The organism is Klebsiella sp. MPUS7 (assembly GCF_009905335.1).
Classification (GTDB): Bacteria; Pseudomonadota; Gammaproteobacteria; order Enterobacterales; family Enterobacteriaceae; genus Klebsiella; species Klebsiella grimontii.
Genome location: NZ_CP047604.1, coordinates 3973340 through 3994618, shown reverse-complemented (window position 1 = coordinate 3994618; position 21279 = coordinate 3973340). Strand labels below are relative to the sequence as shown.

The window sequence follows — 21279 nt, the reverse complement described above, 5'->3', positions numbered from 1 at the left end:
CGACATTTTCCGCACAATCGGCTATCTTGTTTAGCATATAAAACACCATGGCCGACTAATACCTCTCTGCAGGCATTATCACGGTCTGAAAGTTAAGCCAGCGAAACGAGACTGCAAGATGAGCGTAATGTTTGACCCGGAAGCGGCAATTTACCCTTTTCCTCCGAAGCCAATGCCGTTAAACCGCGATGAGAAGCACTTTTATCGTGAAAAAATTAAACGCCTGCTGCGCGAGCGCGATGCGGTGATGGTGGCTCATTACTACACCGACCCCGAAATCCAGCAACTGGCCGAAGAGACCGGCGGCTGTATCTCAGATTCCCTGGAGATGGCGCGCTTCGGCGCCCGACATTCCGCCTCAACGCTGCTGGTTGCCGGCGTGCGCTTTATGGGAGAAACGGCAAAAATCCTCAGTCCGGAAAAAACCATCCTGATGCCCACGCTGCATGCGGAGTGTTCGCTCGATCTGGGCTGTCCGATCGAGGCGTTTAGCACTTTCTGCGACGCTCATCCGGATCGTACGGTCGTGGTCTACGCCAATACTTCAGCGGCGGTCAAGGCGCGCGCCGATTGGGTTGTGACGTCGAGCATCGCCGTGGAACTCATTGAGCATCTTGATAGCTTGGGTGAAAAAATCATCTGGGCGCCGGACCGCCATTTAGGCAGCTATGTGCAAAAACAGACCGGCGCCGACGTGCTGTGCTGGCAGGGCGCCTGTATAGTTCATGATGAATTCAAAACTCAAGCGCTGGCAAGAATGAAGGCGCTTTATCCCCAGGCCGCGGTGCTGGTTCACCCGGAATCACCGCAGGCGATTGTTGATATGGCTGACGCGGTGGGGTCAACCAGCCAGTTGATCAATGCCGCTAAAACGCTGCCGCACACGCAGCTCATCGTCGCCACCGATCGCGGTATTTTCTACAAAATGCAGCAGGCGGTACCGGAAAAAGAGCTGCTGGAAGCGCCCACGGCAGGCGAAGGGGCAACCTGCCGGAGCTGCGCGCACTGTCCATGGATGGCGATGAACGGCCTGCAGGCGATTGCTGAAGCGCTGGAGAAGGGGGGCGCTGAACATGAAATTCATGTTGATGAGCAGCTGCGGACCGGGGCGCTGGTTCCGCTAAACAGAATGCTCGATTTTGCGGCTACACTTCGGGGATAGATCATTACTGCGTTACAGAACGCTCTGGGGATAAGATGGATTTTTTTAGTACGCAGAACATATTAGTGCATATACCAATTGGCGCCGGGGGATATGACCTGTCGTGGATTGAAGCGGTCGGCACCGTCGCTGGCCTGCTGTGCATCTGGCTGGCGAGCCTGGAGAAGATCGCTAACTATGCCTTCGGGCTGATCAACGTCACGCTGTTTGCCATTATCTTCTTTCAGATCCAGCTCTACGCCAGCCTTCTGCTGCAGATCTTTTTCTTCGCGGCCAACGTCTACGGCTGGTACGCCTGGTCGCGGCAAACCAGTGATAACCAGGCGGAACTGCAAATCCGCTGGCTACCGCTGCCGAAAGCGTTAGGCTGGCTGGCGGCCTGCGTGGTGGCGATTGGCCTGATGACGATATTTATTAACCCGGTGTTCGCGTTTCTGACGCGGATTGCCGTGGCGCTGATGCAAACCCTGGGCCTGCAGGTCGCCATGCCGGAGCTGCAGCCGGACGCCTTCCCGTTCTGGGACTCCTGCATGATGGTGCTCTCCGTCGTAGCGATGATTCTGATGACGCGCAAATATGTCGAAAACTGGCTGCTGTGGGTGATTATAAACGTCATTAGCGTGGTGATTTTCGCCCTGCAGGGCGTCTATGCGATGTCGCTCGAATACCTGCTGCTGACATTTATCGCGCTCAACGGCAGCCGCATGTGGATTAACAGCGCGCGTGAGCGCGGCTCTCACGCGTTTTCCCGTTAATGGTGGTGATGATGTCCATGCCCGGCGTGCGTCATGTTCAGACGGCACTCCGGGCCGCTACAGGGCTGATACTCCATCTGCACCGTAATATGTTCAATCTCATACTTATGCTCCAGGAAGTCGAGGATCCGGTCCAGAAGACCGTCGTGATCGTGCGGCGGTACCACCTGCACGTGCAGCGTCATCACCGTTTTTTCTCCTACCAGCCAGGCATGAACGTGGTGTACGTCGCGAACTTCCGGTATCGAGCGGCGCAAATCGCGTTTTAATGCGTCGACGTTAAGCGAACGCGGCGCGCCCTCCAGCAGTTCATTGACGCTCTCCTGCAGCAGACGCCAGGCGCTGCGCAGAACCAGGCACGACACCAGCACGGACAGAATAGGATCGATAGGCGTCCAGCCGGTGGTGAGGATCACTATCGCGGCAATAATGGCGCCAACCGAACCGAGCAAATCCCCCAGCACGTGCAGCGCGGCGGCGCGCACGTTGAGGTTACGCTCCTCGCTGCCGCGATGCAGGATCCAGAAGGCCAGAATATTGGCCAGCAGCCCGGCAACGGCGATGATCATCATGGTTTTACCGGCAACCGGCTGCGGATGATGAAAGCGCTGAATGGCCTCCCAGACGATCAAAATAGTAATGACCACTAAGGCGATGGCGTTGAGGAAGGCCGCAAGGGTCGTCAGGCGCAGCCAGCCAAAGGTGTGTTGGGCGTTGGGCGGGCGACTGGCGAAACGCACGGCCAGAAAGGCGAACAGCAGCGCCGCGGCGTCCGTCAGCATATGTCCGGCATCGGCCAGCAGCGCCAGCGAACCTGAAATGAGTCCGCCTGCGACCTCAATCAACATGAATCCGGCCGTGACGCAGAACGCCAGCAGCAGCCGACGGGCATTCTTATCTTCGGCGGATGGTGGAGAACGATGCGAGTGCGATTGCCCCATGGTGACATCCCTACATTATTATTTTGATGATTACTTTATGACATGATTCGCGTTTTGGGGTGAATAAAATGAAAAAAGGAGAGCCTTAGCTCTCCCTAACGCTGGCATCCCACCTTGATTACTGCGTGGTACCATCAGTTTTTGTCGCGTCTTCCTGGCCGACTTTTTTATCGGTATCCGGGCAGCGGCCATCCTTACACATTGAGTTCTTGTGCACTTCATCGCTCGACATCCCGTCATGGTTCATGGTCGAGCCGTTAGGGTGGAGCATTGTGCCGCCGGTATCAGTGGAACCGGAGTTGATCTTGCCGTTATCGACGTTGTTGGGCGCCACGTTTTCACGCGCGTCGGGGGCGACCTGACCCGCGTCTGCCGCTGAATTGGCCTGCCCGTTATTCGACTGCGCGCCGGTATCGGCAGCCAGCGCCGCGCCGCTGGCCAGACCCAGGGTTGCTGCGAGGAGAAGATTGGTTAGCTTGTTCATTTTCATTGGATGCTCCTGTTATGTCGATTTATCGGATTACCTCTTCCAACAGTGCATTTGCCGGAGGTTCTACTCGTTGTGGTTTAAGCTTCGGTATTAGCGAACGGCATTAATATATAATGCTGAATGCTAAAGAAAATTAAGTTCTAACAGTTAAAAATTATAGCTTGTGGCCATCATTCCGCGACTTTATGGCGTTTTTTAGCCTATTTCCAGGAATATTCTGCCGCTACTGTAAAATCATGTTTACACTTTTTGACCGAAGAGATAGATTGGAGGGATTGCAATTAACTAGATAAGTATGGCAACGCTGGAAATAAGATGAATTATCAGAACGACGATTTACGCATTAAAGAGATCAACGAATTATTACCTCCCGTTGCGCTCCTGGAAAAATTCCCTGCTACCGAAAATGCCGCCAATACCGTTGCGCATGCGCGCAAAGCGATCCACCAGATCCTGAAAGGTAACGACGATCGGCTGCTGGTGGTGATTGGCCCGTGCTCCATCCACGATCCGGCGGCGGCGAAAGAGTATGCCGAACGCCTGCTTAAGCTTCGCGAGGAGCTTAAAGGGGAGCTGGAAATCGTGATGCGCGTTTATTTTGAAAAACCGCGCACCACCGTGGGCTGGAAAGGGCTGATCAACGATCCGCATATGGATAATAGCTTCCGCATCAACGATGGCCTGCGGATCGCGCGTAAGCTGCTGCTGGATATTAACGACAGCGGTCTGCCTGCGGCCGGGGAGTTCCTCGATATGATCACCCCGCAGTATCTTGCCGACCTGATGAGCTGGGGCGCGATTGGCGCGCGTACCACTGAGTCACAGGTGCATCGCGAGCTCTCTTCCGGCCTCTCCTGTCCGGTAGGTTTTAAAAATGGCACTGATGGAACCATCAAAGTCGCGATTGACGCTATCAACGCCGCCGGCGCGCCGCACTGTTTCCTGTCGGTGACCAAATGGGGGCATTCGGCGATTGTGAATACCAGCGGTAATAGCGATTGCCATATTATCCTGCGCGGCGGTAAAGAGCCGAACTACAGCGCGCAGCACGTGGCCGAAGTGAAGGTCGGTCTGGCGAAAGCAGGCCTGCCCGCTCAGATCATGATCGATTTCAGCCACGCCAACTCCAGCAAGCAGTTTAAAAAGCAGATGGAGGTCGGCGCAGACGTATGCCAGCAGGTTGCCGGCGGCGAGCGGTCGATTATGGGCGTGATGATCGAAAGCCATCTGGTGGAAGGCAATCAGAGTCTCGACAGCGGCGAGCCGCTGGCCTACGGCAAAAGCATTACCGATGCCTGTATTGGCTGGGAAGATACCGATACGCTTCTTCGTCAGCTGGCGAATGCGGTAAAAGCGCGTCGCGGCTAAGCTTTACGCCGAGTCTCAAAATAAAAAAAAGCGTGGATAGTTCCACGCTTTTTTTACATCCCGCGAAAATTACTTCGCTTTACCCTGGTTGGCTACGGCCGCGGCTTTCGCGGCGATCTCGTCGGCGTTGCCCAGATAGTAATGTTTGATAGGCTTGAAGTTCTCGTCGAACTCATACACCAGCGGTACGCCGGTCGGGATGTTCAGTTCGAGGATCTCTGCTTCGCCCATATTGTCGAGGTATTTCACCAGCGCACGCAGGGAGTTGCCGTGAGCGGCGATAATCACGCGCTCACCGCTTTTCAGACGCGGCAGAATCGTTTCGTTCCAGTACGGTACGACGCGGTCGATGGTCAGCGCCAGGCTCTCGGTCGTCGGCAGTTCTGCGTCGGTCAGTTTTGCGTAGCGCGGATCGTGGCCCGGATAGCGCTCGTCGTCTTTAGTCAACTCCGGCGGCGTTACCGCGAAGCCGCGACGCCACTGCTTAACCTGCTCATCACCATATTTTTCAGCGGTTTCCGCTTTGTTCAGACCCTGCAGCGCACCGTAGTGACGCTCGTTCAGTTTCCAGGATTTCTCAACCGGTAGCCAGGCCTGATCCAGTTCGTCCAGCACGTTCCACAGGGTGTGGATGGCGCGTTTCAGCACAGAGGTATAAGCAAAGTCGAAGCTGAAGCCTTCTTCTTTCAGCAGCTTACCGGCCGCTTTTGCTTCACCCACGCCTTTTTCAGACAGGTCAACGTCATACCAACCGGTGAAACGGTTTTCGTTGTTCCATTGGCTTTCGCCGTGACGAACGAGTACCAGCTTAGTTACAGCCATACACTTACTCCTCAATACACGTCATCCTTCGCGCCGCTTCCTCGTTGGCTACTTTTACTCACCCTGGCGACATAGTTGACTATGCTGCCAGGATTCGCTCATGTGCCGCCTTGATGCGACCCGAATGCGGTAGTGTATATATTTATTGATTGATAACTATTCTCATTATATTGCCGTGATTTACCTCACGGCAATGCTTATCCCTAACCATAGCGAAAATAGTCGCTCAGTGTAAGGTGCTTGTAAAACAGAGGTTATGTTTTTGTCTGTAAGTGGCGTAATTTTCAGCGAAAGGATAAAAAAAGCCCTCCATCGGGAGGGCGGGGGATTATTGCGCAATAAACTGATATTCCGTCAGGCTGACGTACTCTTCGCCGGGGCGCAGCACGCAATCCGGCTGCGGCCATTCCGGATGGTTTGGCGAATCCGGCAGAAACTCGCTCTCCAGGGCCAGGCCTTGCCAGTCGTCGTACGGCTGCGCCGTGCGCGACGGCGTACCGGCGAGATAGTTGCCGGAGTAGAACTGCAGGGCCGGCGCGGAGGTATAGACCGTCATCTGCAGCTTTTCATCCTGCGACCAGACGTGGGCCGCCGGGCTTTTGGCATCGCCCAGCGCCTGGAGCAGAAAGGCGTGGTCGTAACCTTTCACTTTCTGCTGGTCTTCATCGCGCAGGAAGTCGTCCGCCAGCACCTTCGGCGTGCGGAAATCGAAGCTGGTCAGGGTGACGTTTTGCAAATCGCCTCCCGGAATACCATCGCTCTCAACGGGCAGATACGCATCAGCAAAGATTTGCAGCTTATGGCTACGCACGTCGCTCTGCACGCCATCGAGGTTAAAATAGACGTGGTTGGTCAGGTTCACCGGGCACGGCTGGTCAACGGTGGCGCGATATTCGATGGCTATCCGGTTATCGTCGGTCAGGCGGTAGCGCGCCGTTGCCGTCAGATTACCGGGGAACCCCTGATCGCCATCGCGGGATGAGAGTGAAAACAGCGCGTGACGATCGTCGGCGCTGACAATCTGCCAGCGGCGCTTGTCAAAACCTTCCGGACCGCCGTGCAGCTGATGCCCCGCCTCGTTGGAAGGCGTCAGATTGACGGTGCGGCCATCAAGGGTAAAGCGGCTGTTGGCAATACGGTTAGCGTAACGGCCGACGGAGGCGCCGAGATAGGCGGCCTGTCGGGTATAGTCGCCAGGGTTCGCGCAGCCGAGCAGCGCTTCGCGTACGCTGCCGTCAGCCAGCGTCACGCGCGCGGAGAGCAGCGTCGCGCCCCAGTCCATCACCGTGACCGTCATGCCTGCGTCGTTACGCAGGGTGAGAAGATTCCACGGCTGGCCGTCCGGCGCCAGCTCCGTTGTTGGGTTTAGCATTGTCCAGCTCCCTGAGACGGTTTGCAGACGTAGAAGGTCTCTTTGATACCGGTTTTCGCTTCATACTCTTTGGCAACGGCCTGCTGTACGGTATCGACCAAATCTTCCGGCACCAGCGCAACGATACAGCCGCCGAAACCGCCGCCGGTCATGCGTACGCCGCCTTTATCGCCGATGGTCGCCTTGACGATGTCCACCAGGGTATCAATCTGTGGGACGGTGATTTCAAAATCATCGCGCATGGAAGCGTGAGATTCCGCCATCAGTTCGCCCATCCGCTGCAGGTCGCCTTTTTCCAGCGCGGCGGCGGCTTCTACGGTGCGCGCGTTCTCGGTCAGCACGTGGCGAACGCGTTTGGCGACCACCGGGTCAAGCTCGTGGGCGACGGCATTGAATTCTTGTAAAGTCACATCGCGCAGGGCGGGCTGCTGGAAGAAACGCGCGCCGGTCTCACACTGCTCGCGGCGGGTGTTGTACTCGCTGCCGACCAGGGTGCGCTTAAAGTTACTGTTGATAATCACTACCGCCACGCCTTTCGGCATCGACACCGCTTTCGTTCCTAAGGTGCGGCAGTCGATTAGCAGGGCATGATCTTTTTTACCGAGCGCGGAGATCAGCTGGTCCATAATGCCGCAGTTGCAGCCGACGAACTGGTTTTCCGCTTCCTGGCCGTTCAGCGCGATCTGCGCGCCGTCGAGCGGCAGATGGTACAGCTGCTGGAACACGGTGCCGACGGCGACTTCCAGCGAAGCCGAGGAGCTTAATCCGGCGCCCTGCGGCACGTTGCCGCTGATCACCAGATCTGCGCCGCCGAAAGCGTTATTCCGCTGCTGCAGGTGCTTAACCACGCCGCGAACATAGTTCGACCACTGCTGGGTATCGTGGCTGGTAATCGGCGAGTCGAGAGAGAATTCATCGGTCTGATTGGCGTAATCGGCGGCAATCACCCGCACGGTACGATCGTCGCGCGGCGCGCAGGCGATGACCGTCTGGTAATCAATGGCGCAGGGCAGTACGAACCCGTCGTTATAGTCGGTATGCTCGCCGATCAGGTTAACGCGGCCTGGGGCCTGGATAACATGGCTGGCCGGATAGCCAAATTTCTCAGCAAACAGGGCTTGGGTGTTCTCTTTCAGACTCATGGTTATACTCCGGATTCGCGAAAATGGACGTCGCTCACAGCGCGCAGACGTTCGGCGGCCTGCTCGGCCGTCAGATCACGCTGGGTTTCGGCCAGCATTTCATAGCCGACCATAAATTTGCGCACCGTCGCGGAGCGCAGCAGCGGCGGATAAAAATGCGCGTGCAGCTGCCAGTGATTATTCTCTTCATCGTTAAACGGCGCACCGTGCCAGCCCATCGAGTAGGGGAATGAGCACTGGAACAGGTTGTCGTAACGGCTGGTCAGTTTTTTCAGCGCCAGCGCGAGGTCGCTGCGCTGGTCGTCGGTTAAATCAGTCAGGCGCTGTACGTGCGCTTTCGGCAGCAGCAGCGTCTCAAAGGGCCACGCCGCCCAGTAAGGGACCACCGCGAGCCAGTGTTCGGTCTCGACGACGGTGCGGCTACCGTCGGCTAATTCGCGCTGCGCGTAATCCACCAGCATCGGCGCGCCGTGCTCGGTGAAGTACGCTTTTTGCAGACGATCTTCGCGTTCCGCCTCGTTAGGCAGAAAGCTGTTTGCCCACACCTGGCCATGCGGGTGCGGGTTGGAGCAGCCCATTGCCGCGCCTTTATTTTCAAAAACCTGCACCCACGGGTAGGTTTTTCCAAGGTCGGCGGTCTGCTCCTGCCACGTTTTAACCACGCCTTCCAGCGCCTCTACGCTCAGTTCCGGCAGCGTTTTGCTGTGGTCTGGCGAGAAGCAGATGACCCGGCTGGTGCCGCGGGCGCTCTGACAGCGCATTAGCGGGTCGTCGCTTTCCGGGGCGTCTGGGGTATCGGTCATCAAAGCCGCAAAGTCATTGGTAAAAACAAACGTACCGGTGTAGTTCGGGTTTTTGTCGCCGGTGACGCGGGTATTACCCGGGCACAGGAAACAGTCCGGATCGTGCGCGGGCAAGCTCTGTTTTGCCGGCGTTTCCTGCGCCCCCTGCCAGGGGCGCTTGGCGCGATGCGGAGAAACCAGAATCCACTGCCCGGTTAACGGGTTATAACGACGATGTGGATGGTCGACGGGGTTAAATACGCTCATGAAGGTTCCTTAGTCTGGATAACCCTGCGGATGACGGGACTGCCAGTGCCAGGTGTCCTGCGCCATTTCGTCAAGGTTGCGCGTCACGCGCCAGTTCAGCTCGCGATCGGCCTTTTCAGCGTCCGCCCAGTAGGCCGGGAGGTCGCCTTCGCGGCGCGGCGCGAAGTGGTAGTTAATCGGTTTGCCGCAGGCTTTGCTAAAAGCGTTGACCACGTCGAGCACGCTGCTGCCGACGCCTGCGCCAAGGTTATAGATATGCACGCCGGCTTTATCAGCCAGTTTTTCCATCGCCGCGACGTGGCCGTCGGCCAGGTCCATCACGTGAATGTAGTCGCGCACGCCGGTGCCATCTTCGGTTGGGTAGTCGTTGCCGAATACCGCCAGCGATTCACGACGGCCGACCGCGACCTGCGCGATATACGGCATCAGGTTGTTCGGGATGCCCTGCGGATCTTCACCCATATCGCCCGACGGATGCGCGCCGACCGGGTTGAAGTAGCGCAGCAGTGCGATGCTCCACTCCGGCTGCGCTTTTTGCAGGTCAGTGAGGATCTGCTCGACCATCAGCTTGCTTTTACCGTACGGGCTCTGCGGAGTCCCGGTCGGGAAGCTTTCGACATAAGGGATTTTTGGCTGGTCGCCGTACACGGTGGCGGAGGAGCTGAAAATAAAGTTTTTCACGCCCGCGGCGCGCATGGCGGAAACGAGTTTCAGTGTGCCGGTCACGTTGTTGTCGTAGTATTCCAGCGGCTTGGCGACGGATTCGCCGACGGCTTTCAGGCCGGCGAAATGGATCACCGCTTCAATAGCGTGATCGTGAAGGATTTCCGTCATCAGCGCTTCGTTACGAATGTCGCCTTCGACAAAGGTGGCGCTTTTCCCGCCGAGACGTTCAATGATTGGCAGTACGCTGCGTTTACTGTTGCAGAGATTGTCGAGAATAATCACTTCGTGTCCCTGCAGTAGCAGTTGAACGCAGGTGTGACTTCCAATGTAACCGCTACCACCTGTAACCAGTACTTTCATGATTCGCTCCAATAGGCTTATCGTGTGAGAAGAAGATAGCATACCAAAGAAGCCAAAAGTGTGACACAGGCCAAATTGGTGGAATCGTTTACACTAAAATTTCCAATCGGGCCATTTTGGTTTTTTCATTGTAAAAACAGAGTGATGGGGTGTGTGATAGCTATTATTCTGAAAAAATCAGGGATCCGCAGACCCCTGTACAGGCTTAATTTTGCAGCGGACCCTGCTGGTAAGTGTAACCGTCTCCACTCCTCACAAAGGCCAGACGGTGGGTAATGCAGTCCGGGGCGTCTTCGGCGTGATGGGAGACAAACAGCAGCTGCGTCGCCCCTTCGCTAATCAGCACATCAACGAAGCGACGCACCAGCTGACGGTTGAGCGGGTCCAGCCCCTGTAGCGGTTCATCAAGAATCAGCAGGGTCGGGTGTTTGACCAGGGCGCGGACGATCAGCGCCAGCCGCTGCTGCCCCCAGGAGAGGCTGTGGAACGGCGCGTCGGCGGTGCGTTGGTCGATACCCAGAATATCCAGCCAGTTTTGCACCAGCTTGTGCTGCTTATCGGAAACGGCCTGGTAGATGCCGATCGAGTCGAAGTAGCCCGAGAGAATCACGTTACGCACGTTGGTGCTGACGCGGTATTCAAGGTGCAGGCTGCTGCTGACGTAACCAATATGTTTTTTGATATCCCAGATGGTTTCACCGCTGCCGCGGCGGCGGCCAAACAGGGTCAGATCGTTACTGTATCCCTGGGGATGGTCGCCGGTGACCAGACTGAGTAGCGTCGATTTACCGGCGCCGTTAGGGCCGACGATCTGCCAGTGCTCGCCGGGATTGACCGTCCAACTGAGGCGATTAATGATCGGGCGGTCGTTGTAAGAAACCAGACCGTCGTTTAGCACGATGAGCGGCGCTTTGCTGTCTAGCGCAAGGCGCGCGGCGGGGGCGTCGGGTTCTGGCAGCGTCATGCCGTCAAGCTTTTCGCTATGCGCGAGCTGGGCAATCAGCGCCTGCTGCAGCAGAGCCTGCTTTTCGCCGGTGTCGCTCAGCACGCAGTCCGCCAGCACCCCGGCATACTGCACGAACGCCGGGATCTCGTCGAAACGATTGAGAACCAGAACAAGGGCGATACCTTCGTCGTTCAGCCTGGCCAACATCTCGGCGAGCTGCTGGCGCGAGGCGACATCGAGGCCGTCGAACGGCTCATCAAGGATAAGCAGGTCGGGATCGCCCATCAGCGCCTGGCACAGCAGGGTCTTGCGCGTTTCACCGGTAGAGAGGTATTTAAAGCGGCGCTCGAGCAGGTGGCTAATGGCAAATTGTTCAGCAAGGCGAGCGCAGCGGGTGACGTCTTTAAACTCATCCTGGATAATTTCCGCCGTCGTGCGCCCGGTATCTTCTTCTCCCGGGCTGAGCAAATCGGTGTTGTTACGCTGCCACTCATCGCTGACCAGCTTTTGCAGCTGCTCAAAAGAGAGACGGGTGATGCGCGAGAAGGTGCACTCGCGCTGCCCGCTTAGCAGGGTCAGCTCGCCGGATAACGCCCGCGCAAGCGCCGACTTCCCGCTACCGTTGCTGCCGACGAAAGCCCAGCTTTCGCCAGCCCGCACGCTGAGGTGTTCAATATTTAACGTTTTGGTATCGCTAAGACGAAACGTGCCTTGCGAAATTTGCAACAATGACATTGTGTATCCCACTTTTTGCAGCGATGTACTTCAGGGATACGTCTTCGCGAGCGCAATGTCAATGCCGTTAGCACAACGTGGCAAGAATGATGCGATCGGCGTTAAAATATGCTATCGCCTCCGCCCCTTCCGCCAGATCGCGCGTCTGTTCCAGCGGCAGGGTGGCGCAGAGGCTCTGCCCATCCGGGAGCGCCATGAGCACTTCGCACTGCTCCGGCCCGCGTTCGATGTGGGTGATACGTCCGGCCAGCTGGTTGTCGGCCTGTTGCGCCAGGGCCGCATCCTGGGTCATGCCGACCCACGGCGCTTTGAGCAGCACTAATACTTCCTGGCCTTCAGCAAGGCCCAGACGATCGGCGCTTTGGGCGGTAATGGCGACTTTAAAGCGGGTTTGCCCATCGGCCAGCAGGACTTCAACGTGCTGCTGGACCTGCTGATGGTCGCGGCCGGTAATGGTGCCGAACCACTGGTTGCGCGCGCTGGTCTGCAGAGAGAATCGCGAAATGGCGGCCAGCAGGCTGTCGAGGGGAAGGGCATCATCATCGCTCAGGACATCGAACGCTTTCTGCTGAATCTGCGCCAGCAGGTCGTAAAGCTGAATCAGCCGCTGCCCGTAGCGGGTGAGGACCGCGCCGCCGCCGCCTTTGCCGCCGGTCGCACGGTCGACCAGTGGCTGCTCGCTGAGCTGATTCATGTCATTAATCGCATCCCATGCGCTTTTATAGCTGATGCCCGCGTTTTTTGCCCCCTGGCTAATTGAGCCGGTCTGGTCAATCTGTTTCAGCAGGGCGATACGGCGGGGATCGGCGAACAGGCGCTGCTGTAATTTGAGGGTAAGAAGGATTTCAGCCTGCATAATCATATCCTGATGAAAAAGAGTATTGTGACCGATAGCGGTCATCTTGCAAGATGCATCTCTCACGGTGGCCAGTGAGGCACCGCACAAATGGGGCGTGTTTTTCCGGCTGAATTAGTTACAATAAACTATCCGTACTTTCTGGAGCCAACCATGTTAGAGCTATTGAAAAGTCTGGTTTTTGCCGTAGTCATGGTCCCTGTGGTGATGGCTATCATCCTGGGCTTGATTTACGGGCTGGGCGAAGTGTTTAACCTCTTCTCCGGAGCCGGTCATAAAGACAGCAGACCGCAAAACCACTGATTTCCCCCGCGCCCGGTTCTCCCGGGCGTTTTTATTTGTCCCCCCTCCATTGAGCCGTTACTGATTACCCCTAATTTTCGCTGGGAAAATCTTAGCGCTATCGTTATATTGTCTACTACATAACGAACCGACGGGAGTTTCAGATGACAGGTCAATGGTTACGCTTTATCGCTGGGGCAACGTTAACGTTTTCCGTTGCGGGTCACGCGCTGGCGGAAGAGGGCAAGGTGACGGTTTTTGCCGCGGCATCGCTCACCAACGCCATGCAGGATATCGCTAAAGAGTATAAGAAAGAGAAGAACGTTGATGTTGTCTCTTCTTTTGCGTCTTCATCGACCCTGGCGCGACAGATTGAAGCGGGCGCGCCGGCGGATCTGTTTATCTCCGCCGACCAGAAATGGATGGATTACGCGGTCGAGAAAAAAAGCATTGATACCGCATCACGCGCGACGCTGCTCGGCAATAGCCTGGTGGTCGTGGCGCCGAAGGCCAGCGCTCAGGGCGATATCAGTATTAATGATAAAACCGACTGGACCAGCCTGCTGAAAGGCGGTCGTCTGGCCGTTGGCGACCCGGAGCACGTGCCGGCCGGCATCTATGCGAAAGAAGCGCTGCAAAAGCTGGGTGCCTGGGAGACGCTGTCGCCGAAGCTGGCTCCGGCGGAAGACGTGCGCGGCGCGCTGGCTCTGGTTGAGCGCAGCGAAGCGCCGTTGGGGATCGTGTACGGCTCTGATGCGGTCGCCAGCAAGGGCGTAAAAGTTGTCGGTACCTTCCCGGAAGATTCCCATAAGAAAGTGGAATATCCGCTGGCCATCGTCGACGGGCATAAAAATGCCACGGTCAGCGCGTTTTATGACTATCTTAAAGGGCCGGAAGCTTCCGCCATCTTTAAACGTTACGGATTTTCTACCCACTAATGTTCTTAAGCGATCCTGAATGGCAGGCGGTACTGCTGAGCCTGAAAGTCTCATCCCTGGCGGTGTTACTGAGCTTGCCTTTTGGCATCTTTTTTTCCTGGCTGCTGGTTCGCCGGGATTTTCCCGGTAAAGCGCTGCTCGATAGCCTTCTCCACCTGCCGCTGGTATTACCGCCGGTGGTGGTGGGGTATCTGTTGCTGATCGCGATGGGAAGACGGGGTTTTATCGGCAGCTGGCTGTACGACTGGTTTGGTCTGAGCTTTGCGTTTAGCTGGCGCGGCGCGGTACTGGCGGCGGCGGTGATGTCCTTTCCGCTGATGGTGCGGGCCATTCGCCTCGCGCTGGAAGGGGTCGACATCAAGCTTGAGCAGGCGGCGCGTACCCTCGGCGCCGGCCGCTGGCGGGTGTTTTTCACGATTACGCTACCGTTGACGCTACCCGGCATTATCGTCGGCACCGTGCTGGCTTTCGCCCGCTCGCTGGGCGAGTTTGGCGCCACCATCACGTTTGTTGCCAATATTCCTGGGGAAACGCGCACCATCCCTTCGGCAATGTATACCCTGATTCAGACTCCCGGCGGCGAAGGCGCGGCCGCGCGTTTATGCCTGATTTCGATTGCGCTGGCGCTGGTATCGCTGCTGATTTCCGAATGGCTGGCCCGCCTTAGCCGTCAGCGGATGGGGAAATAATCATGCTCGAACTCGACTTTAGCCAGAGGCTGGGCACCCACTGCCTGCAAATTCGCGAGACGCTTCCCACCAGCGGCATCACCGCGGTTTTCGGCGTCTCAGGCGCGGGTAAAACCTCGCTGATTAACGCCATTAGCGGCCTGACGCGCCCGCAGCAGGGGCGCATCGTGCTTAACGGCAGAGTGCTTAATGATGTTGAAAAACGTATCTGCCTGGCGCCGGAAAAGCGCCGCATTGGCTACGTTTTTCAGGACGCTCGCCTGTTCCCGCATTATAAGGTGCGCGGCAATCTGCAATATGGCATGGCGAAGAATATGGCGGCGCAGTTTGACAAGCTGGTGGCGCTGCTTGGCATTGCGCCGCTGCTTGACCGCCTGCCGGGCGGTCTCTCCGGCGGAGAAAAACAGCGGGTGGCGATTGGCCGGGCGCTGCTTACCGCCCCGGAACTGCTGCTGCTGGATGAGCCGCTGGCGTCGCTGGATATCCCGCGCAAGCGCGAACTATTGCCCTATTTGCAGCGTCTGGCGCGCGAAATCAATATCCCGATGCTGTACGTCAGCCACTCTCTGGATGAGATTCAGCATCTGGCGGATAACGTCCTGGTGCTGGAAGCGGGGAAAGTCAAAGCCTTTGGTTGCCTGGAAGAGGTGTGGAGCAGTAGCGTAATGCACCCCTGGCTTCCCCAGGATCAGCAAAGCACTATCCTGAACGTAACCGTCGCCGCTCAGCATCCGCGGTATGCCATGACCGCGCTGGCGCTGGGCGATCGGCAGATATGGGTCAACCGGCTCGACAGGCCGCAGGGCGAAAGCGCGCGGATCCGCATTCAGGCCTCGGACGTTTCTCTGGTGCTGCAGCCCGCTCAGCAAACCAGTATCCGCAACATTTTGCCCGCGCAGGTCATGCAGTGTATTGAAAGCCATGGCCAGGTTGAGGTCAGGCTGGAGATTAGCGGCCGTACGCTATGGGCGCGCATCAGCCCCTGGGCTCGCGATGAGTTGGGGGTTGTCCCAGGCCAGCGGCTGTATGCGCAGATAAAAAGCGTGTCGATAGCCGCCTGATTACAACAGGTGGCGATAGATGTAGTCGGCGATGCTGGTGGTCTCGTTTTCGCCGATCACGACGTTGGCGCGCGCTTTGACGTCCTCCACCGCGTTGCCCATCGCCACGCCGGTACCGGCGGCTTCCAGCATGCTGAGGTCGTTATAATTGTCGCCGAAAGCGATAACATCCTGCATCGACAGCCCCTGCGACGCGACCCACTGGGCCAGGCGTTTGCCTTTGCTGTTGCCTTCCCTGGCAATATCCACCTGATCGTGCCACGACCATTCGCATTCCAGACCCAGCGTCTGGCCAACATGTTGGGCAAAGCGCTGCAGTTTTGCGGTGTCTTCATCGGTCAGGGCGAATTTCCACACGGCCTTGACTTCACGGGCCGCCTGCGCCAGAGAATCGACCTGAGTGAACACCGGACGCTGCTCGACGGGCAGCGACTGCGCCCAGTTGGCGGTGCGGATAACGTGCCCGGTCGGCTGCTCATACAGCATGGCGTCATCGACGTACATTAGACCGTGAATAGCGTGCTCGTTAAGCATTTCGGTCAGGCTCAGGGCTTTGTCTACCGGCATAGGATCGGACTCCAGAACCTTTTTTGCATGATAATCATACAAATAAGTGCCGTTACAGCAAATTGCAGGTGTATCCAGAGCCAGCGCCTGATAAAAAGGATGGATAGCGACGTGATGTCGACCGGTGACGACGATGATCTGATATCCCGCGTCTTTGGCGCGTGCCAGCGCGTCGAGCGAGGCGGGGAGAATGGTTTTTTTGCCGGTGAGTAGGGTGCCGTCTAAGTCCAGGGCAATCACGCGTGAGGTCATGTGTTGTTTCCGGTTAATGATGAAAAGTTAGCAGGCTATGATGGTACACCGCTGCGCCATTCGGGCAAACTTTTCAGCATCTACCGCTAAAGAGCCGATACACTTGATCTTTCAGGCTGCGAGGAGGCAACCTGAATAGCATGGTGTATGCATATTGTGTTTTTCAGGGTGCCGTTAGTCTGAAAAATGAAATTTCCACGTGCAGTGAGGAAGGAGTATTCATGAAACAAACCGTTTATACCGCCAGCCCGGAAAGCCAGCAGATCCACGTCTGGGATCTGGATCTTGCGGGGAAACTGACCCTGGTGCAGGTTGTCGATGCCCCCGGGCAGGTCCAGCCGATGGTGGTGAGCCCGAACAAAGAGTATCTCTACGTCGGCGTGCGTCCGGAGTTTCGCGTACTGGCCTACCGCATTGCGCCCGATAACGGCGTCCTGACCTTCGCTGGCGAAGCCCCGCTGCCGGGTAGCCCAACGCATATTTCTACCGATCATCAGGGGCGCTTTGTGTTTAGCGCGTCCTATAATGCAGGCTGCGTGAGCGTCACGCCGCTGGTGGACGGCCTGCCGCGAGAAGCGGTGACGGTTGTCGAAGGGCTGGAAGGCTGCCATTCGGCAAATATTTCCCCGGACAATCGCACCCTGTGGGTGCCGGCGCTGAAGCAGGATCGTATCTGCCTGTTTACCCTGAGCGACGACGGTTTCCTCGCCGCCCAGGAGCCGGCTGAAGTGACCACCGTTGAAGGCGCAGGCCCGCGTCATATGGTGTTCCACCCGAACCAGCAGTACGGCTACTGCGTCAACGAACTGAACAGCTCCGTTGACGTCTGGGAGCTGAAAGATCCGCACGGCAAAATCGAGTGCGTACAGACCCTGGACATGATGCCGCCTGATTTCGCCGGTGTGCGCTGGGCGGCGGATATCCATCTGACCCCGGATGGCCGTCACCTCTACGCCTGCGATCGTACCGCCAGCATTATCACCATCTTCAGCGTCTCGGAAGACGGCAGCGTGCTGTCGATTGAAGGTTATCAGAATACCGAGACCCAGCCGCGCGGCTTTAACCTCGATCATAGCGGCAAATATCTGATCGCCGCCGGTCAGAAGTCGCATCATATCGCGGTGTATGAAATCGAAGGCGAGCAGGGGCTGCTAGAGGAAAAAGGGCGCTATGCCGTAGGCCAGGGCCCAATGTGGGTGGTGGTAAACGCTTACTAAACCCGCCGTGCGTGACAGAAACCTCGCCGCGGCGAGGTTTTTTTACGCCTGACGAAAGGGCTACTTCACCCGCATACGATACTCAATCATGCCGCTTTTTTCCGCGACCCAGTTATACAGACGCTGGCCCCGAAGGTTGGTCTCATGCGTATGCCAGTACAGGCTGGCCGAATGGCGTTTCCGCGCCTGCCGTTGAACGTACTCAATCAGTTGTTTACCGATATGCTGACCCCGGACGTCCGGATCAACGAATAAATCTTCCAGATAGCAATAGTCGCTTTCGGCCCAGGTGGAGCGGTGGAAGAGATAATGAACGAATCCTACTATCTTTCCCTCACGTTTTGCCACGGCGCAAAACATCGGTTCGACCGGATTTAAAAACCGACTCCAGGTCAGGCGCGTCACCTCCTCCGGAATGTCGACGTGATAAAACGTCTGGTAGCTTTTCCACAGCGGCAGCCACTGGGCAAAGTCGCTATCAGCTGCGGGGAGGAGGGTGATTTGCCCGTGATTAACGTCGCTATTTTGGCTATTCATGGCGGTTCCTTACTTTTATAAACCGGGATGGTCTTTACCTGCCGCTATGGTAGGCGCTCTTCTGGTTCCTAAAAAGTAACACTTTATGTATATTTATAGGGTCCACTTTTAGCTTAACGATCGCCATTGCCTCTATGCCAAAACCTATTGCACCGCTGTTTCAGGAACTGTTGCTCCCGCGCGGCGTTATCAAAGATCAGGTGTATCACGCCCTGCGTAACGCGATTCTGGATGGGCGCTTAACGGCGGGTTCAAAAATTCCCTCCAGCCGGGCGTTGGCAGAGATGATGGCGATCTCCAGGAATTCGGTTATCTCTGGTTTTGACCGCCTGATGGATGAGGGGTATCTGGTGACGCGTAAGGGCGCGGGCACCTTTGTCTGCGAACATATTCCGGATAGCGTCATTAGCGAGTATGAATCGTCGCCACAGCCGGAAACGGCAATAGCCGCCGCAGGGCCGCTTAATCCTGACGTTGCCGCATTGCTGCCATCATGGTCCGAGAGGGAAGAGAGCGGTGAAATGCGTCAGGTTTTTGCCGTCGGTATCGGCTGTACCGATCTCTTCCCGCATGCGTTATGGGGGCGGCTGCTGGGGCGCGTCTGGCGGCAATCGCGCCACGAACTGGGGGCGCACGCCACGGCTTATGGATATCTACCTTTACGACAGGCGATTAGCCACTATATTCAGGCGACGCGCGGCGTAAATTGCCATGAAGATCGGGTTATTATTGTCAATGGTATTCAACAGGCGCTGGCCATTACCGCTCAGGTTTTACTGGAAAAGGGCGATGAAGTCTGGCTCGACGATCCCGGCTATAATGGCGCGCGCGGCGCATTCGCCGCCCGGGGAGCGGTGGTCCGGCCCGTTCGCGTTGACGGTGAAGGCATGGATATTCAGGATGGAATACGTCATTACCCGCAAGCTAAGCTGGTCTATACCGCGCCGTCGCATCAGTTCCCGCTCAGTGGAACGCTTAGCCTGCCAAGAAGGCTTGCTTTGCTGGAATGGGCGCAAGCCAATCGGGCCTGGATATTTGAAGATGATTACAACAGCGAATTCCGCTATGCCGCCCGCTCTTTACAGGCGTTGCAAGGGTTGGATAAACATCAGCGGGTCATCTATTCCGGTACCTTTTCTAAGATGATGTACCCCGAGTTTCGTCTGGGTTTTTTAGTGGTCCCTGAGCATTTGCGCGAACAGTTCGCCATGACGAAATATTACACCGATCTCTGTAGCGGATATCTGGAACAGGCCATTCTGGCGCGTTTTATCCGCGAGGGACACTATGCCAGCCATGTTCGTCGTATCCGTAAAGCCTGTTTTGAGCGAAAAAGCGCGCTGGAGGCGGCGATTGAGCGCTATTTTGCCGGGCGCATGCGGGTGCATCCAACGGATTCGGGAGTGCATATCGTCTGCTGGTTAGCGGATGGTCTAAAGGCAAAAGAGGTCGTCGCTAAGGCGCGCCAGATCGGTTTAGGCGTGCAGAGTTTTGAGCGATATTGCCAGCGGCCGATGTCGCGCGAGGGGGTTTTATTCGGTTTTGCCAACCATCCGCCAGAGGTGCTGCTCGACGGCGTTCGCCGCCTGGCCGGGGTGCTGTAGCGCAGTGATATCGGCGGTCTTTTCCTCGGGATGAATAACGTTGAGTGCCGGGTTAGCATACTTATCTTGATTTAAAACTCGCCCCGTTCAGATAATTGATCTGATGTCAGGGGCGAGTTTTAAAAAAATGACACCGCGCGGGGATTTAACATATACCCACCGCTTTGGTAATAAAATAATCCCTCGGTTCGCGATATGCGACTTCCCTGTTTAATGCGGAGCGGTTAATAAATTAGATATCATCCATGGTATAGCTGACGACGATTTCCAGAGTTTTGCGGATGACGTCCGCGGTTACCACGTCGCGGGTGGTCTCGAGAGCGGTAATTAACCACAGAATAATCGCCTTGTTGCTGAGATGTCCTTCAGACTCAAGAATACTGCTGATAGCCAGCGACATGACCGCGGATTCATCGATCAGCCTGTCGCCTGCGTTGCGGAAATATTCAGAGAGTGCGTTATCGTTCAGGCCTGCGTAAATATCCGGTTGCTGATGCATAGTCTGTCTCATCATATTCTCTACTGTGTTAGTTAAAAGATTGACCGCGAAGGGTCAGTGGATTTTATTTGTACCAGGCCGCGGGGGAGAACCTAATAAAGCATTTTGTTCAGCCCAATTATTTTTAGCGCCTGAAGTACCCAGAGTTATTTTCTTACTACGGCGAGCTACCCTGTTACTGATTTCATCGATAATACGCCCCAGGGCGTTCCGCCGCTTTGAATCCATTTCTCCCGCCTGCATAGCCTGGAGTTTACCAATCAGCGCCTGTTGACTTATAGGCCCCTTACTTTTGAGTAGGGATAAGACCGCTTCTCCAATCAGTAAATCTGTTAATGGATCAAAATCATCGCTATTCATAACTGTATCTCTGATCATCGTCATCTCCATGACTGGGAATTTAGTCGCAAGCCGGTAATCCGTGTCAGATTCTGGCCCATCCCTTATATTTCCTCATTCAGTAACGACTTAAATCACCAGATAGCCGGCGGAACTTTTATTGCTGGTTCTCAAACAGGAGGCCGATCAGCGTTTGATAATGCATTTCTTCTTCAGACCCAGAAGCGACTTCAAGGCGACCCAGCAGTTTTGTACACAGAGATTTGCGATTGAGGTTCCGTCCTTCATTAAGGATATCCATAACAATCTGCCCTAATGTTTCCTGCTGCGAAGGCAGTGACGCTTTATTGAAGTAGTGGGCAATAGCGTTAGCCGTGTCAGGAATGTAACCGTTCTGCTGCATATGTGCTCCTGTCAGTTCAATCATCAGTAAACTTGCGATTAAAGTTATACAATGATCGTCAACTTGTACATAAAAAATGAAAAAAATATGTTAAGTTTTTTGATATTTTTTATAATTTATTGATTTTAAATGAGTTTTAATCTTTGTTATCGTAAGGGTATCGTCATCATAAGATGTACGGCTTGTACAGGTGTACAGGCAGGCAAGAATCGCAGTGAAATGAGTTG

23 protein-coding genes are annotated in these 21279 nt (G+C 56.1%); 9 read left to right on the top strand and 14 right to left on the bottom strand.

Going from position 1 to position 21279, the window contains the following annotated elements:
* Nucleotides 1-118: 118 nt before the first annotated feature.
* Both nadA and pnuC read left to right on the top strand, forming a co-directional pair.
* Nucleotides 119-1162, top strand: coding sequence for a quinolinate synthase NadA (gene nadA, locus GUC22_RS18695; RefSeq protein ID WP_024358773.1), 1044 nt, complete (start codon nt 119-121; stop codon nt 1160-1162).
* A 35-nt stretch (nt 1163-1197) separates the two neighbouring features.
* Nucleotides 1198-1917 carry a nicotinamide riboside transporter PnuC gene (gene pnuC, locus GUC22_RS18690; RefSeq protein ID WP_049086250.1) on the top strand — a complete coding sequence of 240 codons (720 nt, stop codon included), beginning with the start codon at nt 1198-1200 and terminating at the stop codon, nt 1915-1917.
* Here pnuC and zitB read toward each other — a convergent pair.
* Together zitB and GUC22_RS18680 are read right to left on the bottom strand one after the other, a co-directional pair.
* A complete protein-coding gene (gene zitB / locus GUC22_RS18685; protein WP_004135002.1) occupies nt 1914-2858 on the bottom strand; it encodes a CDF family zinc transporter ZitB in 945 nt (314 codons plus the stop codon). The two genes, pnuC and zitB, sit on opposite strands and share 4 nt — an antisense overlap.
* Nucleotides 2859-2976: 118 nt before the next feature.
* Nucleotides 2977-3348, bottom strand: a complete 372-nt coding sequence (locus GUC22_RS18680) for a YbgS-like family protein (RefSeq protein ID WP_064342367.1) — start codon at nt 3346-3348, stop codon at nt 2977-2979.
* 315 nt (nt 3349-3663) lie between these two features.
* Here GUC22_RS18680 and aroG point away from each other — a divergent pair, with 315 nt between their 5' ends.
* A complete protein-coding gene (gene aroG / locus GUC22_RS18675) occupies nt 3664-4716 on the top strand; it encodes a 3-deoxy-7-phosphoheptulonate synthase AroG (protein WP_004134998.1) in 1053 nt (350 codons plus the stop codon).
* A 69-nt stretch (nt 4717-4785) separates the two neighbouring features.
* Here the strand turns inward: aroG and gpmA are convergent, their stop codons facing one another.
* From gpmA to modE, 7 genes are all read right to left on the bottom strand, one after another.
* Complete coding sequence (gene gpmA, locus GUC22_RS18670) at nt 4786-5538, bottom strand: 2,3-diphosphoglycerate-dependent phosphoglycerate mutase (RefSeq protein WP_004100351.1); 753 nt, start codon at nt 5536-5538, stop codon at nt 4786-4788.
* Between the two features lie 328 nt (nt 5539-5866).
* Nucleotides 5867-6910, bottom strand: coding sequence for a galactose-1-epimerase (gene galM / locus GUC22_RS18665; RefSeq protein WP_004134996.1), 1044 nt, complete (start codon nt 6908-6910; stop codon nt 5867-5869).
* Complete coding sequence (gene galK / locus GUC22_RS18660; RefSeq protein ID WP_024360164.1) at nt 6904-8052, bottom strand: galactokinase; 1149 nt, start codon at nt 8050-8052, stop codon at nt 6904-6906. The genes galM and galK overlap by 7 nt, the downstream gene beginning before the upstream one ends.
* Before the next feature lie 2 nt (nt 8053-8054).
* Nucleotides 8055-9101, bottom strand: coding sequence for a galactose-1-phosphate uridylyltransferase (gene galT / locus GUC22_RS18655; protein ID WP_004130601.1), 1047 nt, complete (start codon nt 9099-9101; stop codon nt 8055-8057).
* Between the two features lie 9 nt (nt 9102-9110).
* Nucleotides 9111-10127, bottom strand: coding sequence for a UDP-glucose 4-epimerase GalE (gene galE, locus GUC22_RS18650; protein ID WP_024360162.1), 1017 nt, complete (start codon nt 10125-10127; stop codon nt 9111-9113).
* Between the two features lie 205 nt (nt 10128-10332).
* The gene (gene modF, locus GUC22_RS18645; protein WP_024360161.1) at nt 10333-11808 is read right to left on the bottom strand and encodes a molybdate ABC transporter ATP-binding protein ModF; all 1476 of its coding nucleotides are present in this window, start codon (nt 11806-11808) and stop codon (nt 10333-10335) included.
* Between the two features lie 67 nt (nt 11809-11875).
* A complete protein-coding gene (gene modE, locus GUC22_RS18640) occupies nt 11876-12664 on the bottom strand; it encodes a molybdenum-dependent transcriptional regulator (protein WP_024360160.1) in 789 nt (262 codons plus the stop codon).
* Between the two features lie 153 nt (nt 12665-12817).
* On the opposite strand from modE, the gene GUC22_RS18635 reads away from it, so the two are divergent.
* The 4 genes from GUC22_RS18635 (at nt 12818) to modC (ending at nt 15634) form a co-directional block, all read left to right on the top strand.
* Entirely contained in the window at nt 12818-12967 is a 150-nt protein-coding gene (locus tag GUC22_RS18635) for an AcrZ family multidrug efflux pump-associated protein (RefSeq protein ID WP_004134988.1), read from the top strand.
* Nucleotides 12968-13110: 143 nt separating this feature from the next.
* On the top strand, nt 13111-13884 hold the full coding sequence (gene modA / locus GUC22_RS18630; RefSeq protein WP_024360159.1) for a molybdate ABC transporter substrate-binding protein: 774 nt from the start codon (nt 13111-13113) through the stop codon (nt 13882-13884).
* Nucleotides 13884-14573: a molybdate ABC transporter permease subunit gene (gene modB / locus GUC22_RS18625; protein ID WP_004134985.1), complete on the top strand. Its 690-nt coding sequence runs from the start codon at nt 13884-13886 to the stop codon at nt 14571-14573. The genes modA and modB overlap by 1 nt, the downstream gene beginning before the upstream one ends.
* Nucleotides 14574-14575: 2 nt before the next feature.
* On the top strand, nt 14576-15634 hold the full coding sequence (gene modC, locus GUC22_RS18620; RefSeq protein WP_160183717.1) for a molybdenum ABC transporter ATP-binding protein ModC: 1059 nt from the start codon (nt 14576-14578) through the stop codon (nt 15632-15634).
* Here the strand turns inward: modC and GUC22_RS18615 are convergent, their stop codons facing one another.
* Nucleotides 15635-16453 (bottom strand): pyridoxal phosphatase, encoded by an 819-nt coding sequence (locus tag GUC22_RS18615; RefSeq protein WP_004134981.1) that lies wholly within the window; start codon nt 16451-16453, stop codon nt 15635-15637.
* A gap of 221 nt (nt 16454-16674) precedes the next feature.
* On the opposite strand from GUC22_RS18615, the gene pgl reads away from it, so the two are divergent.
* Nucleotides 16675-17670, top strand: coding sequence for a 6-phosphogluconolactonase (pgl, locus tag GUC22_RS18610; RefSeq protein WP_160183716.1), 996 nt, complete (start codon nt 16675-16677; stop codon nt 17668-17670).
* Nucleotides 17671-17730: 60 nt separating this feature from the next.
* Here pgl and GUC22_RS18605 read toward each other — a convergent pair whose 3' ends face one another.
* A complete protein-coding gene (locus GUC22_RS18605) occupies nt 17731-18207 on the bottom strand; it encodes a GNAT family N-acetyltransferase (protein WP_004134978.1) in 477 nt (158 codons plus the stop codon).
* A gap of 134 nt (nt 18208-18341) precedes the next feature.
* Here GUC22_RS18605 and GUC22_RS18600 point away from each other — a divergent pair, with 134 nt between their 5' ends.
* Nucleotides 18342-19811, top strand: a complete 1470-nt coding sequence (locus GUC22_RS18600; protein WP_102650071.1) for a PLP-dependent aminotransferase family protein — start codon at nt 18342-18344, stop codon at nt 19809-19811.
* A gap of 232 nt (nt 19812-20043) precedes the next feature.
* Here GUC22_RS18600 and GUC22_RS18595 read toward each other — a convergent pair whose 3' ends face one another.
* The 3 genes from GUC22_RS18595 to ycgZ form a co-directional block, all read right to left on the bottom strand.
* Nucleotides 20044-20310 (bottom strand): biofilm development regulator YmgB/AriR family protein, encoded by a 267-nt coding sequence (locus GUC22_RS18595; RefSeq protein ID WP_004134971.1) that lies wholly within the window; start codon nt 20308-20310, stop codon nt 20044-20046.
* Nucleotides 20311-20364: 54 nt separating this feature from the next.
* The gene (locus GUC22_RS18590) at nt 20365-20688 is read right to left on the bottom strand and encodes a hypothetical protein (RefSeq protein WP_004134969.1); all 324 of its coding nucleotides are present in this window, start codon (nt 20686-20688) and stop codon (nt 20365-20367) included.
* Nucleotides 20689-20806: 118 nt separating this feature from the next.
* Nucleotides 20807-21052 carry a regulatory protein YcgZ gene (gene ycgZ, locus GUC22_RS18585; RefSeq protein ID WP_004134967.1) on the bottom strand — a complete coding sequence of 82 codons (246 nt, stop codon included), beginning with the start codon at nt 21050-21052 and terminating at the stop codon, nt 20807-20809.
* Nucleotides 21053-21279: the final 227 nt, after the last annotated feature.

What these genes read in the sequence shown, in the direction of transcription:
- modB (WP_004134985.1), top strand. Translation starts at nt 13,884, where the DNA reads ATGTTCTTAAGCGATCCTGAATGGCAGGCGGTACTGCTGAGCCTGAAA.
- GUC22_RS18590 (WP_004134969.1), bottom strand. Translation starts at nt 20,688, where the DNA reads ATGATCAGAGATACAGTTATGAATAGCGATGATTTTGATCCATTAACA.
- galT (WP_004130601.1), bottom strand. Translation starts at nt 9,101, where the DNA reads ATGAGCGTATTTAACCCCGTCGACCATCCACATCGTCGTTATAACCCG.
- GUC22_RS18635 (WP_004134988.1), top strand. Translation starts at nt 12,818, where the DNA reads ATGTTAGAGCTATTGAAAAGTCTGGTTTTTGCCGTAGTCATGGTCCCT.
- pnuC (WP_049086250.1), top strand. Translation starts at nt 1,198, where the DNA reads ATGGATTTTTTTAGTACGCAGAACATATTAGTGCATATACCAATTGGC.
- modE (WP_024360160.1), bottom strand. Translation starts at nt 12,664, where the DNA reads ATGCAGGCTGAAATCCTTCTTACCCTCAAATTACAGCAGCGCCTGTTC.
- ycgZ (WP_004134967.1), bottom strand. Translation starts at nt 21,052, where the DNA reads ATGCAGCAGAACGGTTACATTCCTGACACGGCTAACGCTATTGCCCAC.
- GUC22_RS18680 (WP_064342367.1), bottom strand. Translation starts at nt 3,348, where the DNA reads ATGAAAATGAACAAGCTAACCAATCTTCTCCTCGCAGCAACCCTGGGT.
- GUC22_RS18605 (WP_004134978.1), bottom strand. Translation starts at nt 18,207, where the DNA reads ATGAATAGCCAAAATAGCGACGTTAATCACGGGCAAATCACCCTCCTC.
- GUC22_RS18600 (WP_102650071.1), top strand. Translation starts at nt 18,342, where the DNA reads ATGCCAAAACCTATTGCACCGCTGTTTCAGGAACTGTTGCTCCCGCGC.
- aroG (WP_004134998.1), top strand. Translation starts at nt 3,664, where the DNA reads ATGAATTATCAGAACGACGATTTACGCATTAAAGAGATCAACGAATTA.
- pgl (WP_160183716.1), top strand. Translation starts at nt 16,675, where the DNA reads ATGAAACAAACCGTTTATACCGCCAGCCCGGAAAGCCAGCAGATCCAC.
- modF (WP_024360161.1), bottom strand. Translation starts at nt 11,808, where the DNA reads ATGTCATTGTTGCAAATTTCGCAAGGCACGTTTCGTCTTAGCGATACC.
- zitB (WP_004135002.1), bottom strand. Translation starts at nt 2,858, where the DNA reads ATGGGGCAATCGCACTCGCATCGTTCTCCACCATCCGCCGAAGATAAG.
- galM (WP_004134996.1), bottom strand. Translation starts at nt 6,910, where the DNA reads ATGCTAAACCCAACAACGGAGCTGGCGCCGGACGGCCAGCCGTGGAAT.
- galK (WP_024360164.1), bottom strand. Translation starts at nt 8,052, where the DNA reads ATGAGTCTGAAAGAGAACACCCAAGCCCTGTTTGCTGAGAAATTTGGC.
- GUC22_RS18615 (WP_004134981.1), bottom strand. Translation starts at nt 16,453, where the DNA reads ATGACCTCACGCGTGATTGCCCTGGACTTAGACGGCACCCTACTCACC.
- gpmA (WP_004100351.1), bottom strand. Translation starts at nt 5,538, where the DNA reads ATGGCTGTAACTAAGCTGGTACTCGTTCGTCACGGCGAAAGCCAATGG.
- GUC22_RS18595 (WP_004134971.1), bottom strand. Translation starts at nt 20,310, where the DNA reads ATGCATCAGCAACCGGATATTTACGCAGGCCTGAACGATAACGCACTC.
- modA (WP_024360159.1), top strand. Translation starts at nt 13,111, where the DNA reads ATGACAGGTCAATGGTTACGCTTTATCGCTGGGGCAACGTTAACGTTT.
- nadA (WP_024358773.1), top strand. Translation starts at nt 119, where the DNA reads ATGAGCGTAATGTTTGACCCGGAAGCGGCAATTTACCCTTTTCCTCCG.
- modC (WP_160183717.1), top strand. Translation starts at nt 14,576, where the DNA reads ATGCTCGAACTCGACTTTAGCCAGAGGCTGGGCACCCACTGCCTGCAA.
- galE (WP_024360162.1), bottom strand. Translation starts at nt 10,127, where the DNA reads ATGAAAGTACTGGTTACAGGTGGTAGCGGTTACATTGGAAGTCACACC.